Below are 16,333 nucleotides of genomic sequence, written 5' to 3'. Positions count from 1 at the left end.
CTGTACATCCATACAGATAGTGGTTGCTCAAATCCTTCTGACTCAGCATCCTGCAAGGCATCAACCTGATCTGATGTGATGACCATGCGGCTGTACCTCTGTGAAAAACCCTCCCAGGCCAAAGATATCGCGGCCGTGCTCGGCGCCAGCCGGCGCGGCGACGGTTGCTGGGTGGGTAATGGCGTCACAGTCACCTGGTGCATCGGCCACCTGCTGGAAACCGCCCCGCCCGATGCGTACGACGCCAAATACAAACGCTGGGTGCTGGCCGACCTGCCCATCGTTCCGGAAAAATGGAAGATGCAGGTCAAGCCCAAGACCGCCAGCCAGTTCAAGGCGGTCAAGCGTTTGCTGGGCGAAGCCCAGGAACTGGTGATCGCCACCGACGCCGACCGTGAGGGCGAGATGATCGCCCGTGAGCTGGTGGAGCATTGCCGTTATCGCGGCCCGATCCAGCGGCTGTGGCTGTCGGCGCTGGATGACGCGTCCATCCGCAAGGCCCTGGCCGCGCTCAAACCGGGCGCCGAAACTTTCAGCCTGTACCACTCGGCCCTGGGCCGTTCCCGCGCCGACTGGCTGATCGGCATGAACATGAGCCGCCTGTTCACCCTGCTCGGGCGCCAATCCGGCTATCAAGGCGTGCTGCCGGTGGGTCGGGTGCAAACCCCAACCTTGCGCCTGGTGGTGGACCGCGACCGCAGCATCGCCGACTTTGTGCCGGTGGCTTACTGGGCCATCGATGTGGACCTGCGCCATGAGCGTATGACCTTCACCGCCCAATGGCGCGCCATGGAGGATGCCTGTGACGACCAGGGCCGCTGCCTTAACCCGCAGCTGGCTCGCGACGCTGCCGACGCCATGCGCAACGCTGCCACCGCGCGGCTGGTGAAGCTGCGTACCGAACGCATGCGCGAGGTGGCGCCCCTGCCCTTCGACCTCGGCACCCTGCAGGAAATCTGCTCCAAGAAACTCGGGCTCGGCGCCCAAGAAACCCTGGATATCGCCCAATCGCTCTATGAAACCCACAAGGTCATCACCTACCCGCGCAGCGATTGCGGCTACCTGCCGTTAAGCCAGCACAGTGACGCGCCGAAAATCCTCGCCGCGCTGGGCCGCGCGGATGCGGCGGTGAACGAGCTGATGCCGCATATTGATGCCCAGCGCCGTTCGCGGGCGTGGAACGACGCCAAAGTCAGCGCGCACCACGGCATCATTCCTACAGGCGCCGGCAAGGACGTCGGGCAGCTCACCGGCAAACATCGCGCGGTCTACACCCTGATTCGCGCGCGCTACCTGGCGCAGTTCCTGCCCAACCATGAATACGATCGCACCCAGGCGGATTTCGACTGCGCCGGCCAAGCCTTGCGTGCGGTGGGCAAAGTCATCATCGAACCAGGCTGGAAACGCGCCTTGCCCGAAGCGCTGGCACCGGCAAAGGGGCGCGAGGCACCCGCGCCGCAAGCCTTGCCGACGCTGATTCAGGGCCAGGATTACACGGTGGCCAAGGTCAACCTCAAGGACCTGTGGACGCAGCCGCCCAAGCCGTTCACCGAAGGCGACTTGATCAAGGCGATGAAAAACGTCGCCAAACTGGTGGAAGACCCGCTGCTCAAGCAAAAACTCAAGGACACCACCGGCATCGGTACCGAAGCGACGCGCGCCGGTATCATCCAAGGCCTATTGGACAGGGGTTATCTGGTGAAGAACGGCAAGGCGCTGTCAGCTACTGCGGCGGCGTTCAGCCTGATCGACGCAGTGCCACGCGCCATCGCCGACCCGGGTACCACCGCGATCTGGGAACAGGCGCTGGACATGGTGCAGAGCGGTGAAATGAGCCTGGAGGAGTTCGTCGCCAAGCAGGCGGCGTGGATGAGTAAACAAGTGGCGCGCTGCAATGGCATGCGCATGACCATCACCGGCCCGGCCAGCCCCGCTGTCCGAGGCGCCACGCCGTGGAAAAACAAACGCAAGGCCGCACCCCGCAAGGCGACAGGCACGCCCAAGCGGGCAAAAAAACCGACAAACGCCGGGTAAACGTTGAATAAATCCAGAGAATGACGTTTTTCGACGGGTTTAATGCCGCTTTGGGCCTTGTTCCGGCGTGGGCCGTCTAGGATTCTGTAGAGGACCTGCTGACTACCTAACAACAACACCGGAGTGGCCGCCATGAAAACCGTCGCACAAGTGCTCAAAGCCAAGGACCAGAAAAACCAGGAGGTCCACACCATCAAGTCGCACCAGACGGTGATGGAGGCATTGATCCAGATGGCAGCCAAAAACGTCGGGGCCTTGCCGGTTGTGGACGAAGGTAAGGTCGTGGGGGTGATCAGTGAGCGCGACTACGCGCGCAAGCTGATCCTCAAGGGCCGCTCTTCCGCGACAACGGCCGTGAGTGAAATCATGAGTTCGCCGGTCATCACGGTCGACAAGCACCAGAGTGTCGAAAAGTGCATGAACATCATGACGGACGGTCACCTGCGCCACTTGCCCGTGGTCGAAGATGGCAAGCTGATCGGCCTGCTGTCCATTGGTGACTTGGTGAAAGAAGCCATTGCCGAACAGGCTGACCTGATCAAGCAACTGGAGCAGTACATCCGCGGCGAATAGGGGAACCCATGCTCGACACGCTGGAACACCAAGAGGACCACCTCGACACCCTGCACCGGGCGATGGCTGAACGGCGCTTTTTGGTCTTGACCGGTGCGGGGATCAGCACATCCTCGGGCATCCCGGATTATCGCGACAGCGAAGGCGTGCGCCGGGGCAAGGCGCCGATGATGTACCAGGAGTTCCTGGCCACCCCCACACGCGCGGCGTCGTTACTGGGCAAGGGCGATGCTGGGTTGGCCACGGGTGCGCATTGCACAGCCGAACAAGGCGCATCTGGCGCTGGCAACGCTGCAGCAACGCGAGCGCATCAGTGGGCTGATCACGCAGAACGTCGATACCTTGCATGACCAGGCCGGCAGCCATGATGTGATCGAACTGCACGGCAGCCTGCACCGGGTGCTGTGCCTCGATTGTCAGCAGCGCAGCGAGCGCGATGTGATCCAACGGGTGATGGAAGACCAGAACCCGTACCTGGCCGGCGTCGATGCCGTGCAGGCACCCGATGGCGATACGCTGCTTGATCGCGCGTTTGAGGAGCGCTTCCAAGTCCCGCACTGCCCGCACTGCAACGGCCAACGGTTGAAACCGGACGTGGTATTTTTTGGTGAAAACGTCGCCCAGGCGACGGCGGCCAAGGCCATGGCTGCGGTGCAGAACGCTGAGGGTTTACTGGTGGTGGGCTCCTCGCTGATGGCCTATTCGGCTTTTCGCCTGTGCAAGGCGATGGTGGAGCAAGGCAAACCGGTCATTGCCATCAACCTGGGCAAAACGCGCGGGGATGAGCTGTTGCAGGTGAAGATCGAGGCCTCATGCGAGCGGCTGTTGCCGTTGCTGGTCGAGCGACTGGGACTGTAAGAACGCCGCAAATCAAAAATATGGGAGCTGGCTTGCCTGCGATGGCGGTGTGTCAGGCAAGCATTTGCTGACTGATACACGCCATCGCAGAAGCTCCCACAGGGAATCCATCGCTGAATCGACCGCCCCGGCCCTTCGACCAACCGCACAAAAAATGACGCCCAAGTCACGTTTTCCTGCATTCTCCCGTCCCCACTACGATTTATGTAGTGCTATAAAAAATCACTACATAATCGTTGACGTAACCTTTTTGTCCTTGCATTATCGAGACGTCTCCCGGATCGGGAGCGTTGGTAACAAGCGTTTTGAACAAGCTCGTCTGACCGCCGAGCTGTTTTTTCCGGATGTGCACTGCCCACAAGGCAGATTGATGAAGCTGACCGGCCTGTAAGGATCGGTACAAGGAGCTCAAACGCTGCTTGTCTTCGTTATGAAACCATTGCGTAGCAGTTCATCAGCAAGACTACATGCATCAGGTTCAAGACCCTGCCCGTATTCGGCAGACCCTCACTGACGCCCGGTTTTCCACGCCGGAGACAACTAAGCAGTTTTAACGGAATCAACTGATAGATCGCCAACTGGTCAAGGGGCTTACACATGAATCTGAACAACCAACCCACTATCGATGAATTGGCTGAGATGTTCGCAGCGCAGAAAGACACACTCGACGACCATATCTTGTGGGTCGAAAAATCGGGTCAAGTCCATATCGACTGCGTGGCGCCCCATACCCTTGAGGAAGAGTTCGATAAAAACAACCGTGAACTGGCGGCGCGCCTGAAGATGTACCGCCGCGGCCAGGGTTATGTCGGCAAGAAAGCAGCCGCCGACCAGAACTTTATCGAGCACGTATTCGACACACTTAACAATGCCTGGTCGTCTTTCAAAGACAACTCGCAAGTTAAAGTCATCGACCGTTACTACTAAGTACAACTTACTCACGGTGGGAGCTGGTTTACCAGCTCCCACCGTTGTTTTGCGGTGCGCTTAAAAGGTTGGAAATCTGCCCTTCCCCGCTTCATCCCGAAAGATATCAAACAACACCTGCGCCGCCGCCGACAGCTCATGGCCAGGTTTGGTCAGCACTCCAATCGGCCGCTCAATCACCGGATCACTCAAGGTGATGCAATGGGCGCCCGCCTCCTCCATCTGCCGTGCACACAATGCCGGTACCGCGCTGACGCCCAGGCCATTGGCAACCATCTTGCCCACCGTTGCCAGTTGATGGCTTTCCAACGCCACCGGCAATTTCATCTGCAACGCGCCCAGATGCTCCTCCAGCATTACCCTTACCGTGGAAGGCCGCTGCAAGGTAATGAACGGCTGTTCCAGCAAGGTTTTCCAGTCGATTTCGGCACGCTGGGCCAACGGTGAATCCCCCGGCACCACCGCAATAAACCGGTCCAGGTACAACGGCGTGAAGGCCAATGACGAACCTTCGGACGGTTCGAACGCCACGCCCAACTCCACCTGACGGTCGCGGACCATCTCCAGCACCTGCTCGTTGATCAGGTCATGCACCGTCACATTCACCTGAGGGTAACGTGCGCGAAATATCTTCAGGATCGGCGGAAGTAAATTGCCCGCAAACGACGGCATCGCCGCCACCGTCACCCGGCCGCGCTGCAAGGTAAAACGCTGGCGTAGTTCATCCTCGGCGTTGTCCCAATCCGCAATCAAGCGACGCGCCAGGGGCAGCAACGACTCACCTTCAGGCGTCAGCGCAACGTTACGCGTATTGCGGCTGAACAAACGACCGCCCAAGCCCTCCTCCAGCCCCTTGATGGTCAGGCTCAGCGCCGATTGGGAAAGGTGCAGGCGCTCGCAGGCGGCGGCAAAACTCAGGCTCTGGGCCACGGCGAGAAAGGCACGCATCTGTTTAACTGTCATGAGGCTGCTCCGGACGGCGGGTCGACTATGCTGTTTTCTAAATCAATCAACCTTAAAAAACAACTTAACAAATCAATCCGTCGGCGCAACACTCAGGTCATTGGCTGGCCCACAAACAATAAAAGAGGTGCATATGGCAGGTTTCGATAAACGCGTGGCGTCCTATGAAGAAGCGCTGGCTGGCCTGGAAGACGGCATGACCGTGCTTTCCGGTGGTTTTGGCCTGTGCGGCATTCCGGAAAACCTCATCGCCGAGATCAAGCGCAAAGGCACCCGCGATCTGACCGTCGTCTCCAACAATTGCGGCGTCGACGGTTTCGGCCTCGGCGTGCTGCTGGAACAAAAACAGATCAGCAAAGTGATCGCGTCCTACGTCGGTGAAAACGCCCTGTTCGAGAAGCAATTGCTCAGCGGCGAAATCGAAGTGGTACTGACGCCCCAAGGCACCCTGGCGGAAAAAATGCGCGCAGGCGGCGCAGGTATCCCGGCGTTCTTCACCGCCACCGGCGTCGGCACCCCCGTTGCCGAAGGCAAGGAAACCCGTGAATTCAATGGCCGCCCGTACCTGATGGAAGAGTCCATCACCGGTGACTTCGCCATCGTCAAAGGCTGGAAAGCCGACCATTTCGGCAACGTCATTTATCGCCACACCGCCCAGAACTTCAACCCGCTGGCGGCCACCGCCGGCAAGATCACCGTGGTCGAAGTCGAGGAAATCGTCGAACCGGGCGAGCTGGACCCGGCGCAGATCCACACCCCAGGCATCTACGTCGACCGGATCATCTGCGGCACCTTCGAGAAGCGCATCGAACAGCGCACTGTCCGCAAATAATCCGCCAGCCCAAATAATAAGGAGACAAACAATGGCTCTTACCCGCGAACAAATGGCTCAACGCGTCGCCCGCGAAATGCAGGACGGTTTCTACGTCAACCTGGGCATCGGCATTCCAACCCTGGTGGCCAACTACATTCCCGAAGGCATGGAAGTGATGCTGCAATCGGAAAACGGCCTGCTCGGCATGGGCCCGTTTCCGACTGAAGACACCATCGATGCCGACATGATCAACGCCGGCAAGCAGACCGTGACTGCGCGCATTGGCGCCTCGATCTTTTCCTCCGCCGAGTCTTTCGCGATGATTCGCGGCGGCCACGTTGACCTCACGGTGCTCGGCGCGTTTGAGGTGGACGTACACGGCAACATCGCCTCGTGGATGATCCCTGGCAAATTGGTCAAAGGCATGGGCGGCGCCATGGACCTGGTGGCCGGTGCAGAAAACATCATAGTGATCATGACCCACGCGTCCAAGGACGGTGAGTCCAAGTTGCTCAGCCAATGCAGCCTGCCGCTGACCGGCGCCAAGTGCATCAAGCGTGTATTGACGGACCTGGCTTACCTTGAAATCGAAAATGGCGCTTTTGTCCTCAAGGAACGCGCACCTGGCGTCAGCGTTGAAGAGATTGTGAGCAAGACCGCCGGTAAACTGATCGTCCCGGACCACGTTCCAGAAATGCACTTCCAGTGAGGACAGATTCCATGCAAGACGTCGTGATTGTTGCTGCCACCCGCACCGCCGTGGGCAGCTTCCAGGGTTCGTTGGCGAACATTCCGGCACCGCAATTGGGCGCCGCCGTAATCCGTCGCCTGCTGGAGCAAACCGGCCTGGACCCGGCACAGGTGGATGAAGTCATCCTCGGCCAGGTACTCACCGCTGGCAGCGGCCAGAACCCTGCACGCCAGGCATCGATTCTCGCCGGCCTGCCCCACGCCGTGCCGGCCTTGACCCTCAACAAAGTTTGCGGCTCGGGCCTCAAGGCCCTGCACCTGGGCGCCCAAGCGATCCGTTGCGGCGACGCTGAGGTGATCATCGCTGGCGGCATGGAGAACATGAGCCTGGCGCCGTACGTATTGCCCGCCGCGCGCACCGGTTTGCGCATGGGCCACGCCAAAATGATCGACAGTATGATCACCGACGGCCTGTGGGATGCGTTCAACGACTACCACATGGGCATCACCGCCGAGAACCTGGTGGACAAGTACGGCATCAGCCGTGAAGCCCAGGACACTTTCGCCGCCGCCTCCCAGCAGAAAGCCACTGCGGCGATTGAAGCCGGCCGGTTTGTTGATGAAATTACCCCGATCCTGATCCCTCAGCGCAAGGGCGACCCAGTGGCCTTCGCCGTGGATGAACAACCGCGCGCCGGCACCACCGCCGAGTCCCTGGCCAAGCTCAAACCTGCATTCAAGAAAGACGGCAGCGTCACCGCCGGCAACGCTTCCAGCCTCAACGACGGCGCCGCCGCAGTGTTGCTGATGAGCGCCGACAAGGCCAAGGCCCTCGGCCTGCCTGTTCTGGCGCGTATCGCCAGCTACGCCAATGCCGGCGTCGACCCAGCGATCATGGGCATTGGCCCGGTGTCGGCCACCCGCCGCTGCCTGGACAAAGCCGGCTGGAACCTGGGTGACCTGGACCTGATCGAAGCCAACGAAGCCTTTGCCGCGCAATCGCTGGCGGTGGGCAAAGAACTGGAATGGGACGCCGACAAAGTCAACGTCAACGGCGGTGCCATCGCCATCGGCCACCCTATCGGCGCGTCAGGTTGCCGCGTGTTGGTGACCCTGCTGCATGAAATGATCAAGCGCGATGCCAAGAAAGGCCTGGCGACACTGTGCATCGGTGGCGGCCAGGGTGTAGCCCTCGCCCTCGAACGCAGCTGATTCAAAGAGCAGCATGAGAAAAGGCCCGATTCCACGAAAAATCGGGCCTTTTCTTTTTACGCGGTCCCTGCCACAGACCGGCATTATCAGTCCGTACGAGGCACCGCAAACACCGCATTCGCCCGCGCCACCACCTTCTCCCCCACCTGCAAGCTCACCGTGGCAAGGCCATCTGCCGCCCTCGCTTGTGATGCTCCAACCGCATCACGATCCATTCCCCGACCTGCACCGCCCCCAAGTAATCCAAGGTCATGCTCGCGGTAATCAACGGCAACGGCGGCTCACTGGAAAACGCCATCGCATAACCCATGCCGACATCCGCCAGGGTCGCCAACACCCCGCCATGCACCGTGCCGCGCCCATTCGCGTGACGGTTGTCGGCGCGCAGGCCGATTTCCAGTTGCAGGCCTTCGCCGCGGCAATACGCCGGGCCTAACACGTCGAGCAGCGGGCTACTGCGCGGCAGCGAAACAAACCCTTCGGGCACGGCGTAGGCGATCATGGCGAATTCATCCTTGGAGTAAGGCTTGAGGTGTACGCCCTGCCCCCTAAGGCAGCCATCATCATCAGCCACGCAAATCCTGCGCGATGCTTTGCGTAAATCCGCCAGACCCGCTTTAATCGCGGTCAATTTCCCCCGCACACTCCAAGGAACTGCAATGCGCCACCTGGACGGCACAACAAAACCGCTGCTTTTAATCTTGCTGGCCGGCTTGGCCCTGGCCGGTTGTTCGCCCAAGGATCACCCTCGCGCCACCGTGATCAACGGCGAACAGGGCCGAGCCGGCGCGCAATTGGCGTATGAGCACGAGCTGACCCTGGCCCTGCCCGGCGCCCTGCTCGCACCGCGCATGCAGGCAACTCGCGAGGCCTGTGAGTCGGCACGCTTTGGCGCCTGCAATATCCTGGGCATCACCGAGGATGGCAACGGCGGCGAGATCATCTTGCGCATTGCGCCCACCGGCGTGGAGCCGATGGTCGCACTGGCCGCCGAAGGTGGAAAACTCGGCCAGCGCATCACCACCGCCGAAGACCTGGCCGACGCAGTCGCCGATGTGCGCCGTCGCCAGGACCGCCTGCAAGCCCAGCAGCAACGCCTCGACGAACTGACCAAACGCAAGGACATCACCGTCAGCGACCTGATCGCCTTGAGCAAGGAACAGGCCGGCATCGAAAACGAACTGCAGGAACTCGCCCAGGTCGCCGCCGGCCAGCAACGCCGCCTTGATACCAACCGCGTGACCCTGAATTTCCGCTCATCCGATGGCGCGAACCAGCCGTCACGCTTCAGCCGGATGTTCAGCAACCTGGGCGACAACCTAGTGGGCGGCACAGCAGACGCCTTGGAGCGCGCCAGTTATGTGCTGCCGTTCGTGATCCTGGCGTTCCCGGTGGTGTGGCTGTGGGTGTCTGTGGCGCGTTGTCGAATCGTCACGATGATCAGCGCTTCATGCAGCGCTGATACCGCTCATCCACTCGCTTGGCAAACCAAGCTGTCGTCAGGTTGCGAGTGATCTTCGGGCTCTTGAGCACGATGCCCGGCAAGATCGCCCTTGGCATTGGCTTGCCCGCAGCTTTATCAGCCAGTGCATACACGCGTTTGTAGAGGGTGGTTTCCTCAAAGTCCAATTGCTCACCCTTCTCCAACTGGCTGCGGATACTGGGGTTGCGCATGTCCAACTTGGCGCCCAGGGAGCGCACCGCCAGCTCGGTGGTGCCCGGCAATAATGAACCGTAACGAATCAAGTCCCCATCTAGCGCCAACTCGGTACCGGTGACACGGCTGAGCGCTGCCTGGAACGCGGCATTACGGCTGGCGTACCAACCGGCGTTGAAGTCAGCAAAGCGGTACAACGGCTGGTCATAATTGACCGGGTAGCCCAGCAAGTGGGCGATACCGAAATACATGCCGCCGCGACGCGTGAAGACTTCCCGGCGAATCGTGCCATCCACCGTGTAGGGATAACCCCGCGCCTGTTTCTGTGCAAAGTCGATGCTGACTTGCATGGGGCCTGCGGTATGCACCGGGTTGAAACCGCCGAACAAGGTATTGCCCAAGGGCACCACGCTGATGAAATCGTCAAAGATCCCACTCAGGTCCTTCTCCGTGCGCGCAGCACTCAAGCGATCGGCGTAGGACTTGCCCGTGGGCGAGCGCAATTGCAGCGCGCTACGTACCACAAAGGCCGGCACATGGACCTTGCCGGCGCGCCGCAAGATTTCATCCTGGGCGATCTTGCCCATGTTTGGCACCGCAGGGTAAACTTGGTACGTGGACTCTTGCTCGGTCACCGCCAGCACGGCGCAGATATTTTCGGTGCTGGGGAAGATCTTCTGGGTGTCAAAGGCGGTGTAGATATCCTGGGCCCAGCCTTTACGGTCCGGTACCGATGCCGGCAGCAGCCGCACAATCTGCGCGGTCACCTCGGCCTCGCTGCGTTCCGGCTGTTGCGGGCTGCGTGAAGTGGAGCAACCGGCCAGCACCAGCAACGTGGTGAGGCACAGGATCAGGCGGCTTGAATACATGGGGTTTCCTTGGCTAACGACGGGCCGGCATTGCGCATATCGACAGGTAAGTCTAACCGGGGTTCGCCGACATGCTGCACTCGCCAGCCGCAAACTAACGTGACAGGATCTGTCATCGACCATTCCTACAGGAGTTTGAATGCCATGCTCAGTGTGAACTTCTTCGTTACCTGCCTGATCGTCGTGCTGATCCCCGGCACCGGTGTGATCTTTACCGTGTCCACCGGCCTCACCGCCGGCAAGCGCGCCAGCGTGTTCGCAGCGTTGGGCTGTACCGCGGGCATCCTCCCCCACTTGCTGGCGTCCGTGCTCGGCCTTTCCGCGCTGCTGCACACCAGCGCGCTGGCGTTTGAAGTACTCAAATATGCGGGCGTCGCCTACCTGCTCTACCTGGCCTACGCCACCTGGCGTGATCGCTCGGCCTTCGCCATGAATGACGCACCGACGGTAGCCACAGCGCGCAGCCTGATGCTCCGGGGTTTGCTGCTGAACATCCTCAACCCCAAACTGACGATTTTCTTCCTGGCCTTTCTGCCCCAATTCGTCACCCTCGGCAGCACCGCGCCCGCCGTGCAAATGCTGGTACTGAGCGGCGTATTCATGGCGATGACGTTTGCGGTTTTCGTGATCTATGGCCTGCTGGCCAATGGCTTCCGCCGTGCCGTGATCGAATCGCCTCGAGTGCAGAACTGGCTGCGCTGCAGTTTTGCGGCAGCCTTTGCAGGACTGGGGTTGAATTTGGCGTTTGCGCGCGGGTTGAATTTGGCGTTTGCGCAGCGCTGACAAGGACTACTGAAACATCCCACATAACTACCGGATAAGCTCTACAGATACCGCCTGAAAACCTCTGCAAAGTCCTTCGCCTGATCACACAGTGCGAGGGATTGCAGATGGTTTTTTCCGTTAAAGCCCTAGTTTTTGGGGCTGTCTTTTGATCGCCGCCACCAGCCAAGCTATTGGCCTTCTGGTGCTGGCCGCCATGGATTCAAGTGAAAGCGTCTTGCGTGACTTTCGCAACTGCCTGAACACCTTTGACGACTGGGCTTCGAGCTTCTGGAGCTTTTCGGCGCTGGATGTAGAACAGGTGTTCAAGGTGGAATGAGGTGGCGCTCGTCGCGCCGATCGATCGCTCTATCCTGCCCAGCACCACCGTTGCAGCGTGCAAGCAAGACGGCACCTTGACCTTGGTGCATATGTTCCAGAGTGCTCGATTCGTGCCCATTGGCAACACGCCCGTGGTGTTACAACGTGTCGACCCCAACGGTGGCCCGCTGGGCGAACCCATCCATAAAACCATCGGGCCCAGCGGCATTCTGGAAATCACCGAGTGTGATCGTAACCAGAAGTACCGAGTCAGTTTTTACCCCAACGTTTCCAAAGAACACTTCAAGGCGCTGCATGCCTCCTATCAGTCGGTCATTGCACCGCTGGAAGATTGGCTGCGCAGTGAGTGGAACGGCACCTTTGCGCCGCTGTGGAAGAACTACGCGACGCTACCCCGCTGGACCGGCGCAGGATGCTGGAAGCGGCGTTTCTCAGTGGCATGGGCAAAGCACTTTACGGGCTGTGGGACAACATCACGCAGTTGTATGACCTGTTGGCGGACATCAAGCCCAACAGCGAGAAGTTGCTGCACTACATCTCCCAAACCGAACTTGATGAGCTGCTGAAGCTCGGCAACGACGCGATCGCCAACGGCCTGCTGGTGCTTAGCGATGAGCCACTGCTGTTCATTTATGTGTCGGCGATGGTCAGCTGGATGCGCATGCTGCCGCCGCCAGAAATGAATGAGTTGATGGGGGAGATCACTGGCGAGGTATTGATCAACCTGCTGCTGATTTGGGCAACGGCGGGAATGGGTGTGGCGGTGCGCCTGGGTACGCAGGTGCTTGGGCATATCAAGTCTGGACGGACGCGGGATTTGTTGGAGTTGCTGGCTAAAAAGCTGGTGATGCCGCCTGGATGCCCATGTTGAGGCGGCTAAGCCGATATTGCTCGCAGGGCCGGCGACGTCGATCAACACGGTGGCGGGTGCGCCGTTGAAGGCTGGGGAGAACCTGGTTACGAACGCGGTGCCAGCGGTTCGCAGCAAGACGCAGAAGACGGCGTTGGTGCGCCAGGAACATGTCGATGATGTGCCTGTCGCTGCGAAGAATCCGCAGGGAGATGCGGCGGCGCCTGCGGATAAAACGGCCACCAATGGCTGCCCGGTGTCGATGGTCACCGGCGAGGAGTTGCTGACTCTTACCGATGGCGCGCTGGATGGGATATTGCCGTTTGAGTGGACCCGTTTGTACCGCACCAGTGCGGTGGAAGTGGATTGTGGGTTGGGGTTTGGCTGGAGTCACTCGCTGGCGCAGCGGTTGGTGGTGGACGGTGATTCGGTGGTTTGGACGGATCATGAGAACCGGTCTACTGCCCTGCCCTTGCCCACGGTGGCTCGACCGGCGATCACCAACAGTTTGGCCGAAGCGGCGATTTACTTGGGGTCGCTGCCTGATGAGTTGGTGCTGGCTCAGGCGTCACGGTTTTATCACTTTCGCGACGGTGTGCTGACGGCGATCAGCGATGCGTATGACAACCGGCTGCGGATTTCTCGTGATCGCTTGGGGCGGGTTGAGCGGCTGGATAACGGTGCGGGTCGGTCGCTATTTCTACGCTACGAACTCGGTCGCATTGTTGCCGTTGACTATCAGGTTCATCGTGCCAAAGGGCGTGAACCGTATGTTTGGGTGACAGAGCAGAACGTCGTTTCCTACAGCTATGACGAAGCTGGACGACTGGTTTCAGCGACTAACGCTGTAGGCGAAAGTGAGGTTTATCGGTACGACGATCAGCACGTCATTCTTGAGCGGCAGTTGGCCGGTGGGGCGAGTTTCTTTTGGGAGTGGGAACGGGCTGGTAAAGCGGCGCGGTGTGTCCGGCATTGGGCCAGCTTTTCACAGATGGACACGCGGTATGCGTGGGAGGACGGCGGCAGGGTTACGGTTCACAACGCCGATGGTAGCCAGGAAGTTTATGTCCATGACCAGCGGGCGCGGCTGGTGCAGCGCATTGATCCGGACGGCGCTGAGCATTTCAAATCCTATGACGCCAAGGGCCGGCTGACGGTTGAGCAGGACCCGCTCGGGGCGGTGACGGCGTATCAATACGACGAAGCCGGGCGTTTGGTGGCGCTGTTTCCTGGGGAGGATGAGCCGACTTCCTACGAGTATGACAACGGGTTCGTACGGGTCGTACGGCGTGGTGAAGCGGTTTGGAAATATGAGCGTAATGACCAGGGCGACGTACGCGAAGACGGATCCTGATGGCCACGTTACGGACTAACTACAACAAACACGGGCAACTGATTGGGGTTTGGTACCCGGATAACGGGTGCCATCGGCTGGTCTGGAATGAGCGTGGGCAGCTCGTTGAAGAGCAACTGCCGAATAGCGGGGTTAAGCGTATCGCTATGACGACCTTGGGCGACAGTGCCGAGGAGACATGGCGCCTGACCCAGTATCAATGGGATGCCGCCGCGCGCTTGCAAATCCAGCCCGATGGTGCCACGCGGGAATACAGCTACAACCCCTACGGAAAAATTACCGCCGAACGCGATGAATTGGGCCACGTCACCCGCTACGAATACGCCGATGGCCTGCACCTGATCAGCCGGCGCATTAATTCTGACGGCACCCAGGTCAAATACCGCTACGACAACGCCCGGTTACTGCTGACCGAGATCGAAAACGAAGTCGGCGAAACCTACCAACTTGATTACCATCCCAACGGGCTGATCCAGCAGGAAATTGGCTTTGACGGTCAGCGCACGGCCTACGTCTACGACCTCAACGGCAACCTGCTGGAAAAGACCGAACACGGCGACGATGGCAGTCAGCTTCTTACCCGTTACGAGCGAGACCCTGCCGGCCGCCTCGTACGAAAAACCCTACCCGACGGCTGTGTTGTTGACTATGCCTACGACCGCCAGGGCAACCTCCTCAGCGTCGACGACGGCCACTGGGCGCTAGCCTACGAATACGACGCCCAAAGCCGCCTCACCGCCGAACACCAAGGCTGGGGCACCTTGCGCTACGGCTACGACGCCTGCAGCCAGCTGAAAAGCCTGCGCCTCCGACAACAACGCTCACCTTCAACCACGACAAAGGCGGCCACCTCGCCACCGTCGACTGAATGGCAAAACCCTCACTCCACCTGTTCAAAACCGGCCGGACCACGCCAACAAGGCCAGCTCCTCAGCCACTACCACTACGACGAGCAAAACCGCCTGCACGCCCACGCGGTGACTCAAGAAAACCATGACCTCTACCGCCGCCACTACGACTACGACAAAACCGGCAACCTGACCCGCCTGCTAGATACCCGCAAAGGTGAACACCACTATCACTACGATCCTCTCGCCCGCCTGACCCGCGCGGATCACTCGCAAGACGTGCAGGAACGCTTCGGCCATGACCCAGCCGGCAACCTGCTGATGCAAGACCGCCCGGGCCCGGACATCGTTGCGGGTAACCGATTAGTGATCCAAGGCGATCATCATTATGACTATGACGCCTTTGGCAACCTCATCCGCCAAAGGCGCGGTAAGGGCCATCAGCTCGTCACCGAGTACCGCTACGACTGTCAGCATCGGTTGATTGGCATCACTCAGCCCAACGGGCAAACGGCCAGCTACCGCTATGACCCGTTTGGGCGGCGGATCAGCAAAACCGTCGACGGCATAACCACAGAGTTTTTCTGGCAAGGCGACAAGCTGGTTGCGGAACATCACGCAGATCGCCATCGCAGTTACATCTACGAACCGGAGAGCTTCCGTCCGCTGGCACTGCTGGAAGGCTTTGGTCCAAAAGACACCCAGCCCTTCCACTACCAACTCGACCACCTTGGCACCCCGCAAGAACTCACGGCACCTGACGGCGAAATCGTCTGGTCCGCGCACTACCGCGCCTACGGTGAAATTGCTCGCCTAGACATCAATAAAATCGACAACCCGCTGCGCTTCCAAGGCCAATACTTCGACCAAGAAAGCGGGCTGCACTACAACCGCCATCGCTACTACAATCCAGATATTGGTCGTTACCTGACTCCCGACCCGGTGAAGCTGGCGGGTGGGATCAACGCGTACCAGTACGCGCCCAATCCTACGGGATGGGTGGATCCGCTGGGATTAAGTTGCAAGGTTGGAGGGTGCCCTGGCTCAAACGTCGACCCCCTTCAATCAAGCAAGGCCCCTGTACTAGACTCGCATGAAAAGTCAGGGGGGCACCTAATTAGGAAGCACATAGATCAAACGGACGCTCAGCTAACCGCAAGGCTTGAGTCAGAGCCAAATATTCCAGCGGCATCTACATTCAGCAATGAAATTTTAATTTTAAGTTTCGATGCATCCGTAGAGGCGGACACTCGCGAGACGAGCAAAATACAGCCAAAAAACAAGATACAAACAAAAAATCAAACAACAAACCCAGAACCACTCATACCAAATCATAAATATGAAAAGACAGCCGAGCATGGAAATAATCCGTGGATTACTGTTCACTTACGACATTGAAAACACAGACAACTTAGAAAGAGAAAAACTTATCTCGTCAAAAGACCCAAATAACGAAAAAGAGCTTATAGAGATCTTTGACGCACTGACAAAACCAGAATTTCTAGCTTATACAGCCCTTGAACAAAAATGGTTTATCTCCTCTATCAAGCACTACCTATCAAAGAATGATAACTTCGACG

10 protein-coding genes and 3 pseudogenes are annotated in these 16,333 nt (G+C 59.3%); 10 read left to right on the top strand and 3 right to left on the bottom strand.

From position 1 onward, the window contains the following. The first annotated feature begins 84 nt into the window (after positions 1 to 84). From GJU48_RS09430 to GJU48_RS09415, 4 genes and pseudogenes are all read left to right on the top strand, one after another. Positions 85 to 2,034: a DNA topoisomerase III gene (locus GJU48_RS09430; protein WP_094952406.1), complete on the top strand. Its 1,950-nt coding sequence runs from the start codon at positions 85 to 87 to the stop codon at positions 2,032 to 2,034. 132 nt (positions 2,035 to 2,166) lie between these two features. Next, on the top strand, positions 2,167 to 2,607 hold the full coding sequence (locus tag GJU48_RS09425) for a CBS domain-containing protein (RefSeq protein WP_094952389.1): 441 nt from the start codon (positions 2,167 to 2,169) through the stop codon (positions 2,605 to 2,607). A gap of 8 nt (positions 2,608 to 2,615) precedes the next feature. Continuing rightward, positions 2,616 to 3,465, top strand: a pseudogene (locus GJU48_RS09420) (NAD-dependent protein deacetylase). A 597-nt stretch (positions 3,466 to 4,062) separates the two neighbouring features. Further along, entirely contained in the window at positions 4,063 to 4,392 is a 330-nt protein-coding gene (locus tag GJU48_RS09415) for a hypothetical protein (protein ID WP_094952388.1), read from the top strand. A gap of 60 nt (positions 4,393 to 4,452) precedes the next feature. On the opposite strand, the gene GJU48_RS09410 is transcribed toward GJU48_RS09415, so the two are convergent. Beyond that, positions 4,453 to 5,355, bottom strand: coding sequence for a LysR family transcriptional regulator (locus GJU48_RS09410; RefSeq protein WP_094952387.1), 903 nt, complete (start codon positions 5,353 to 5,355; stop codon positions 4,453 to 4,455). Positions 5,356 to 5,488: 133 nt separating this feature from the next. Here GJU48_RS09410 and GJU48_RS09405 point away from each other — a divergent pair, with 133 nt between their 5' ends. The 3 genes from GJU48_RS09405 to GJU48_RS09395 are packed head-to-tail and all read left to right on the top strand — an operon-like array spanning position 5,489 to position 8,071. Further along, positions 5,489 to 6,187: a CoA transferase subunit A gene (locus GJU48_RS09405; protein ID WP_058425579.1), complete on the top strand. Its 699-nt coding sequence runs from the start codon at positions 5,489 to 5,491 to the stop codon at positions 6,185 to 6,187. Between the two features lie 31 nt (positions 6,188 to 6,218). Next, the gene (locus GJU48_RS09400) at positions 6,219 to 6,878 is read left to right on the top strand and encodes a CoA transferase subunit B (protein ID WP_094952386.1); all 660 of its coding nucleotides are present in this window, start codon (positions 6,219 to 6,221) and stop codon (positions 6,876 to 6,878) included. Between the two features lie 11 nt (positions 6,879 to 6,889). After that, positions 6,890 to 8,071, top strand: a complete 1,182-nt coding sequence (locus GJU48_RS09395; protein WP_094952385.1) for an acetyl-CoA C-acetyltransferase — start codon at positions 6,890 to 6,892, stop codon at positions 8,069 to 8,071. Between the two features lie 86 nt (positions 8,072 to 8,157). On the opposite strand, the pseudogene GJU48_RS09390 reads toward GJU48_RS09395, so the two are convergent. Next, positions 8,158 to 8,573 (bottom strand): annotated as a pseudogene (locus GJU48_RS09390) (PaaI family thioesterase). Between the two features lie 157 nt (positions 8,574 to 8,730). On the opposite strand from GJU48_RS09390, the gene GJU48_RS09385 reads away from it, so the two are divergent. Next, on the top strand, positions 8,731 to 9,585 hold the full coding sequence (locus GJU48_RS09385; protein WP_256671217.1) for a DUF4349 domain-containing protein: 855 nt from the start codon (positions 8,731 to 8,733) through the stop codon (positions 9,583 to 9,585). Here the strand turns inward: GJU48_RS09385 and GJU48_RS09380 are convergent. Further along, entirely contained in the window at positions 9,512 to 10,597 is a 1,086-nt protein-coding gene (locus tag GJU48_RS09380) for a DUF1615 domain-containing protein (protein WP_094952383.1), read from the bottom strand. The two genes, GJU48_RS09385 and GJU48_RS09380, sit on opposite strands and share 74 nt — an antisense overlap. 144 nt (positions 10,598 to 10,741) lie before the next feature. Between GJU48_RS09380 and GJU48_RS09375 the strand changes: the two genes are divergently transcribed. Then, positions 10,742 to 11,380, top strand: coding sequence for a LysE family translocator (locus tag GJU48_RS09375; RefSeq protein ID WP_155295966.1), 639 nt, complete (start codon positions 10,742 to 10,744; stop codon positions 11,378 to 11,380). A gap of 196 nt (positions 11,381 to 11,576) precedes the next feature. Then, a pseudogene (locus tag GJU48_RS25120) lies at positions 11,577 to 15,953 on the top strand (RHS repeat-associated core domain-containing protein); the annotation flags it as partial. Positions 15,954 to 16,333 lie beyond the last annotated feature (380 nt).

Origin of the sequence: Pseudomonas sp. IB20, from assembly GCF_009707325.1 — a bacterium.
GTDB lineage: Bacteria > Pseudomonadota > Gammaproteobacteria > Pseudomonadales > Pseudomonadaceae > Aquipseudomonas.
This window is presented reverse-complemented; position numbering and strand designations above follow the sequence as displayed.

Bases quoted from the DNA above. Each gene is read 5' to 3' on its own strand.
- GJU48_RS09430 (WP_094952406.1), top strand. From the start codon at position 85: ATGCGGCTGTACCTCTGTGAAAAACCCTCCCAGGCCAAAGATATCGCG.
- GJU48_RS09400 (WP_094952386.1), top strand. From the start codon at position 6,219: ATGGCTCTTACCCGCGAACAAATGGCTCAACGCGTCGCCCGCGAAATG.
- GJU48_RS09395 (WP_094952385.1), top strand. From the start codon at position 6,890: ATGCAAGACGTCGTGATTGTTGCTGCCACCCGCACCGCCGTGGGCAGC.
- GJU48_RS09405 (WP_058425579.1), top strand. From the start codon at position 5,489: ATGGCAGGTTTCGATAAACGCGTGGCGTCCTATGAAGAAGCGCTGGCT.
- GJU48_RS09380 (WP_094952383.1), bottom strand. From the start codon at position 10,597: ATGTATTCAAGCCGCCTGATCCTGTGCCTCACCACGTTGCTGGTGCTG.
- GJU48_RS09415 (WP_094952388.1), top strand. From the start codon at position 4,063: ATGAATCTGAACAACCAACCCACTATCGATGAATTGGCTGAGATGTTC.
- GJU48_RS09410 (WP_094952387.1), bottom strand. From the start codon at position 5,355: ATGACAGTTAAACAGATGCGTGCCTTTCTCGCCGTGGCCCAGAGCCTG.
- GJU48_RS09375 (WP_155295966.1), top strand. From the start codon at position 10,742: ATGCTCAGTGTGAACTTCTTCGTTACCTGCCTGATCGTCGTGCTGATC.
- GJU48_RS09385 (WP_256671217.1), top strand. From the start codon at position 8,731: ATGCGCCACCTGGACGGCACAACAAAACCGCTGCTTTTAATCTTGCTG.
- GJU48_RS09425 (WP_094952389.1), top strand. From the start codon at position 2,167: ATGAAAACCGTCGCACAAGTGCTCAAAGCCAAGGACCAGAAAAACCAG.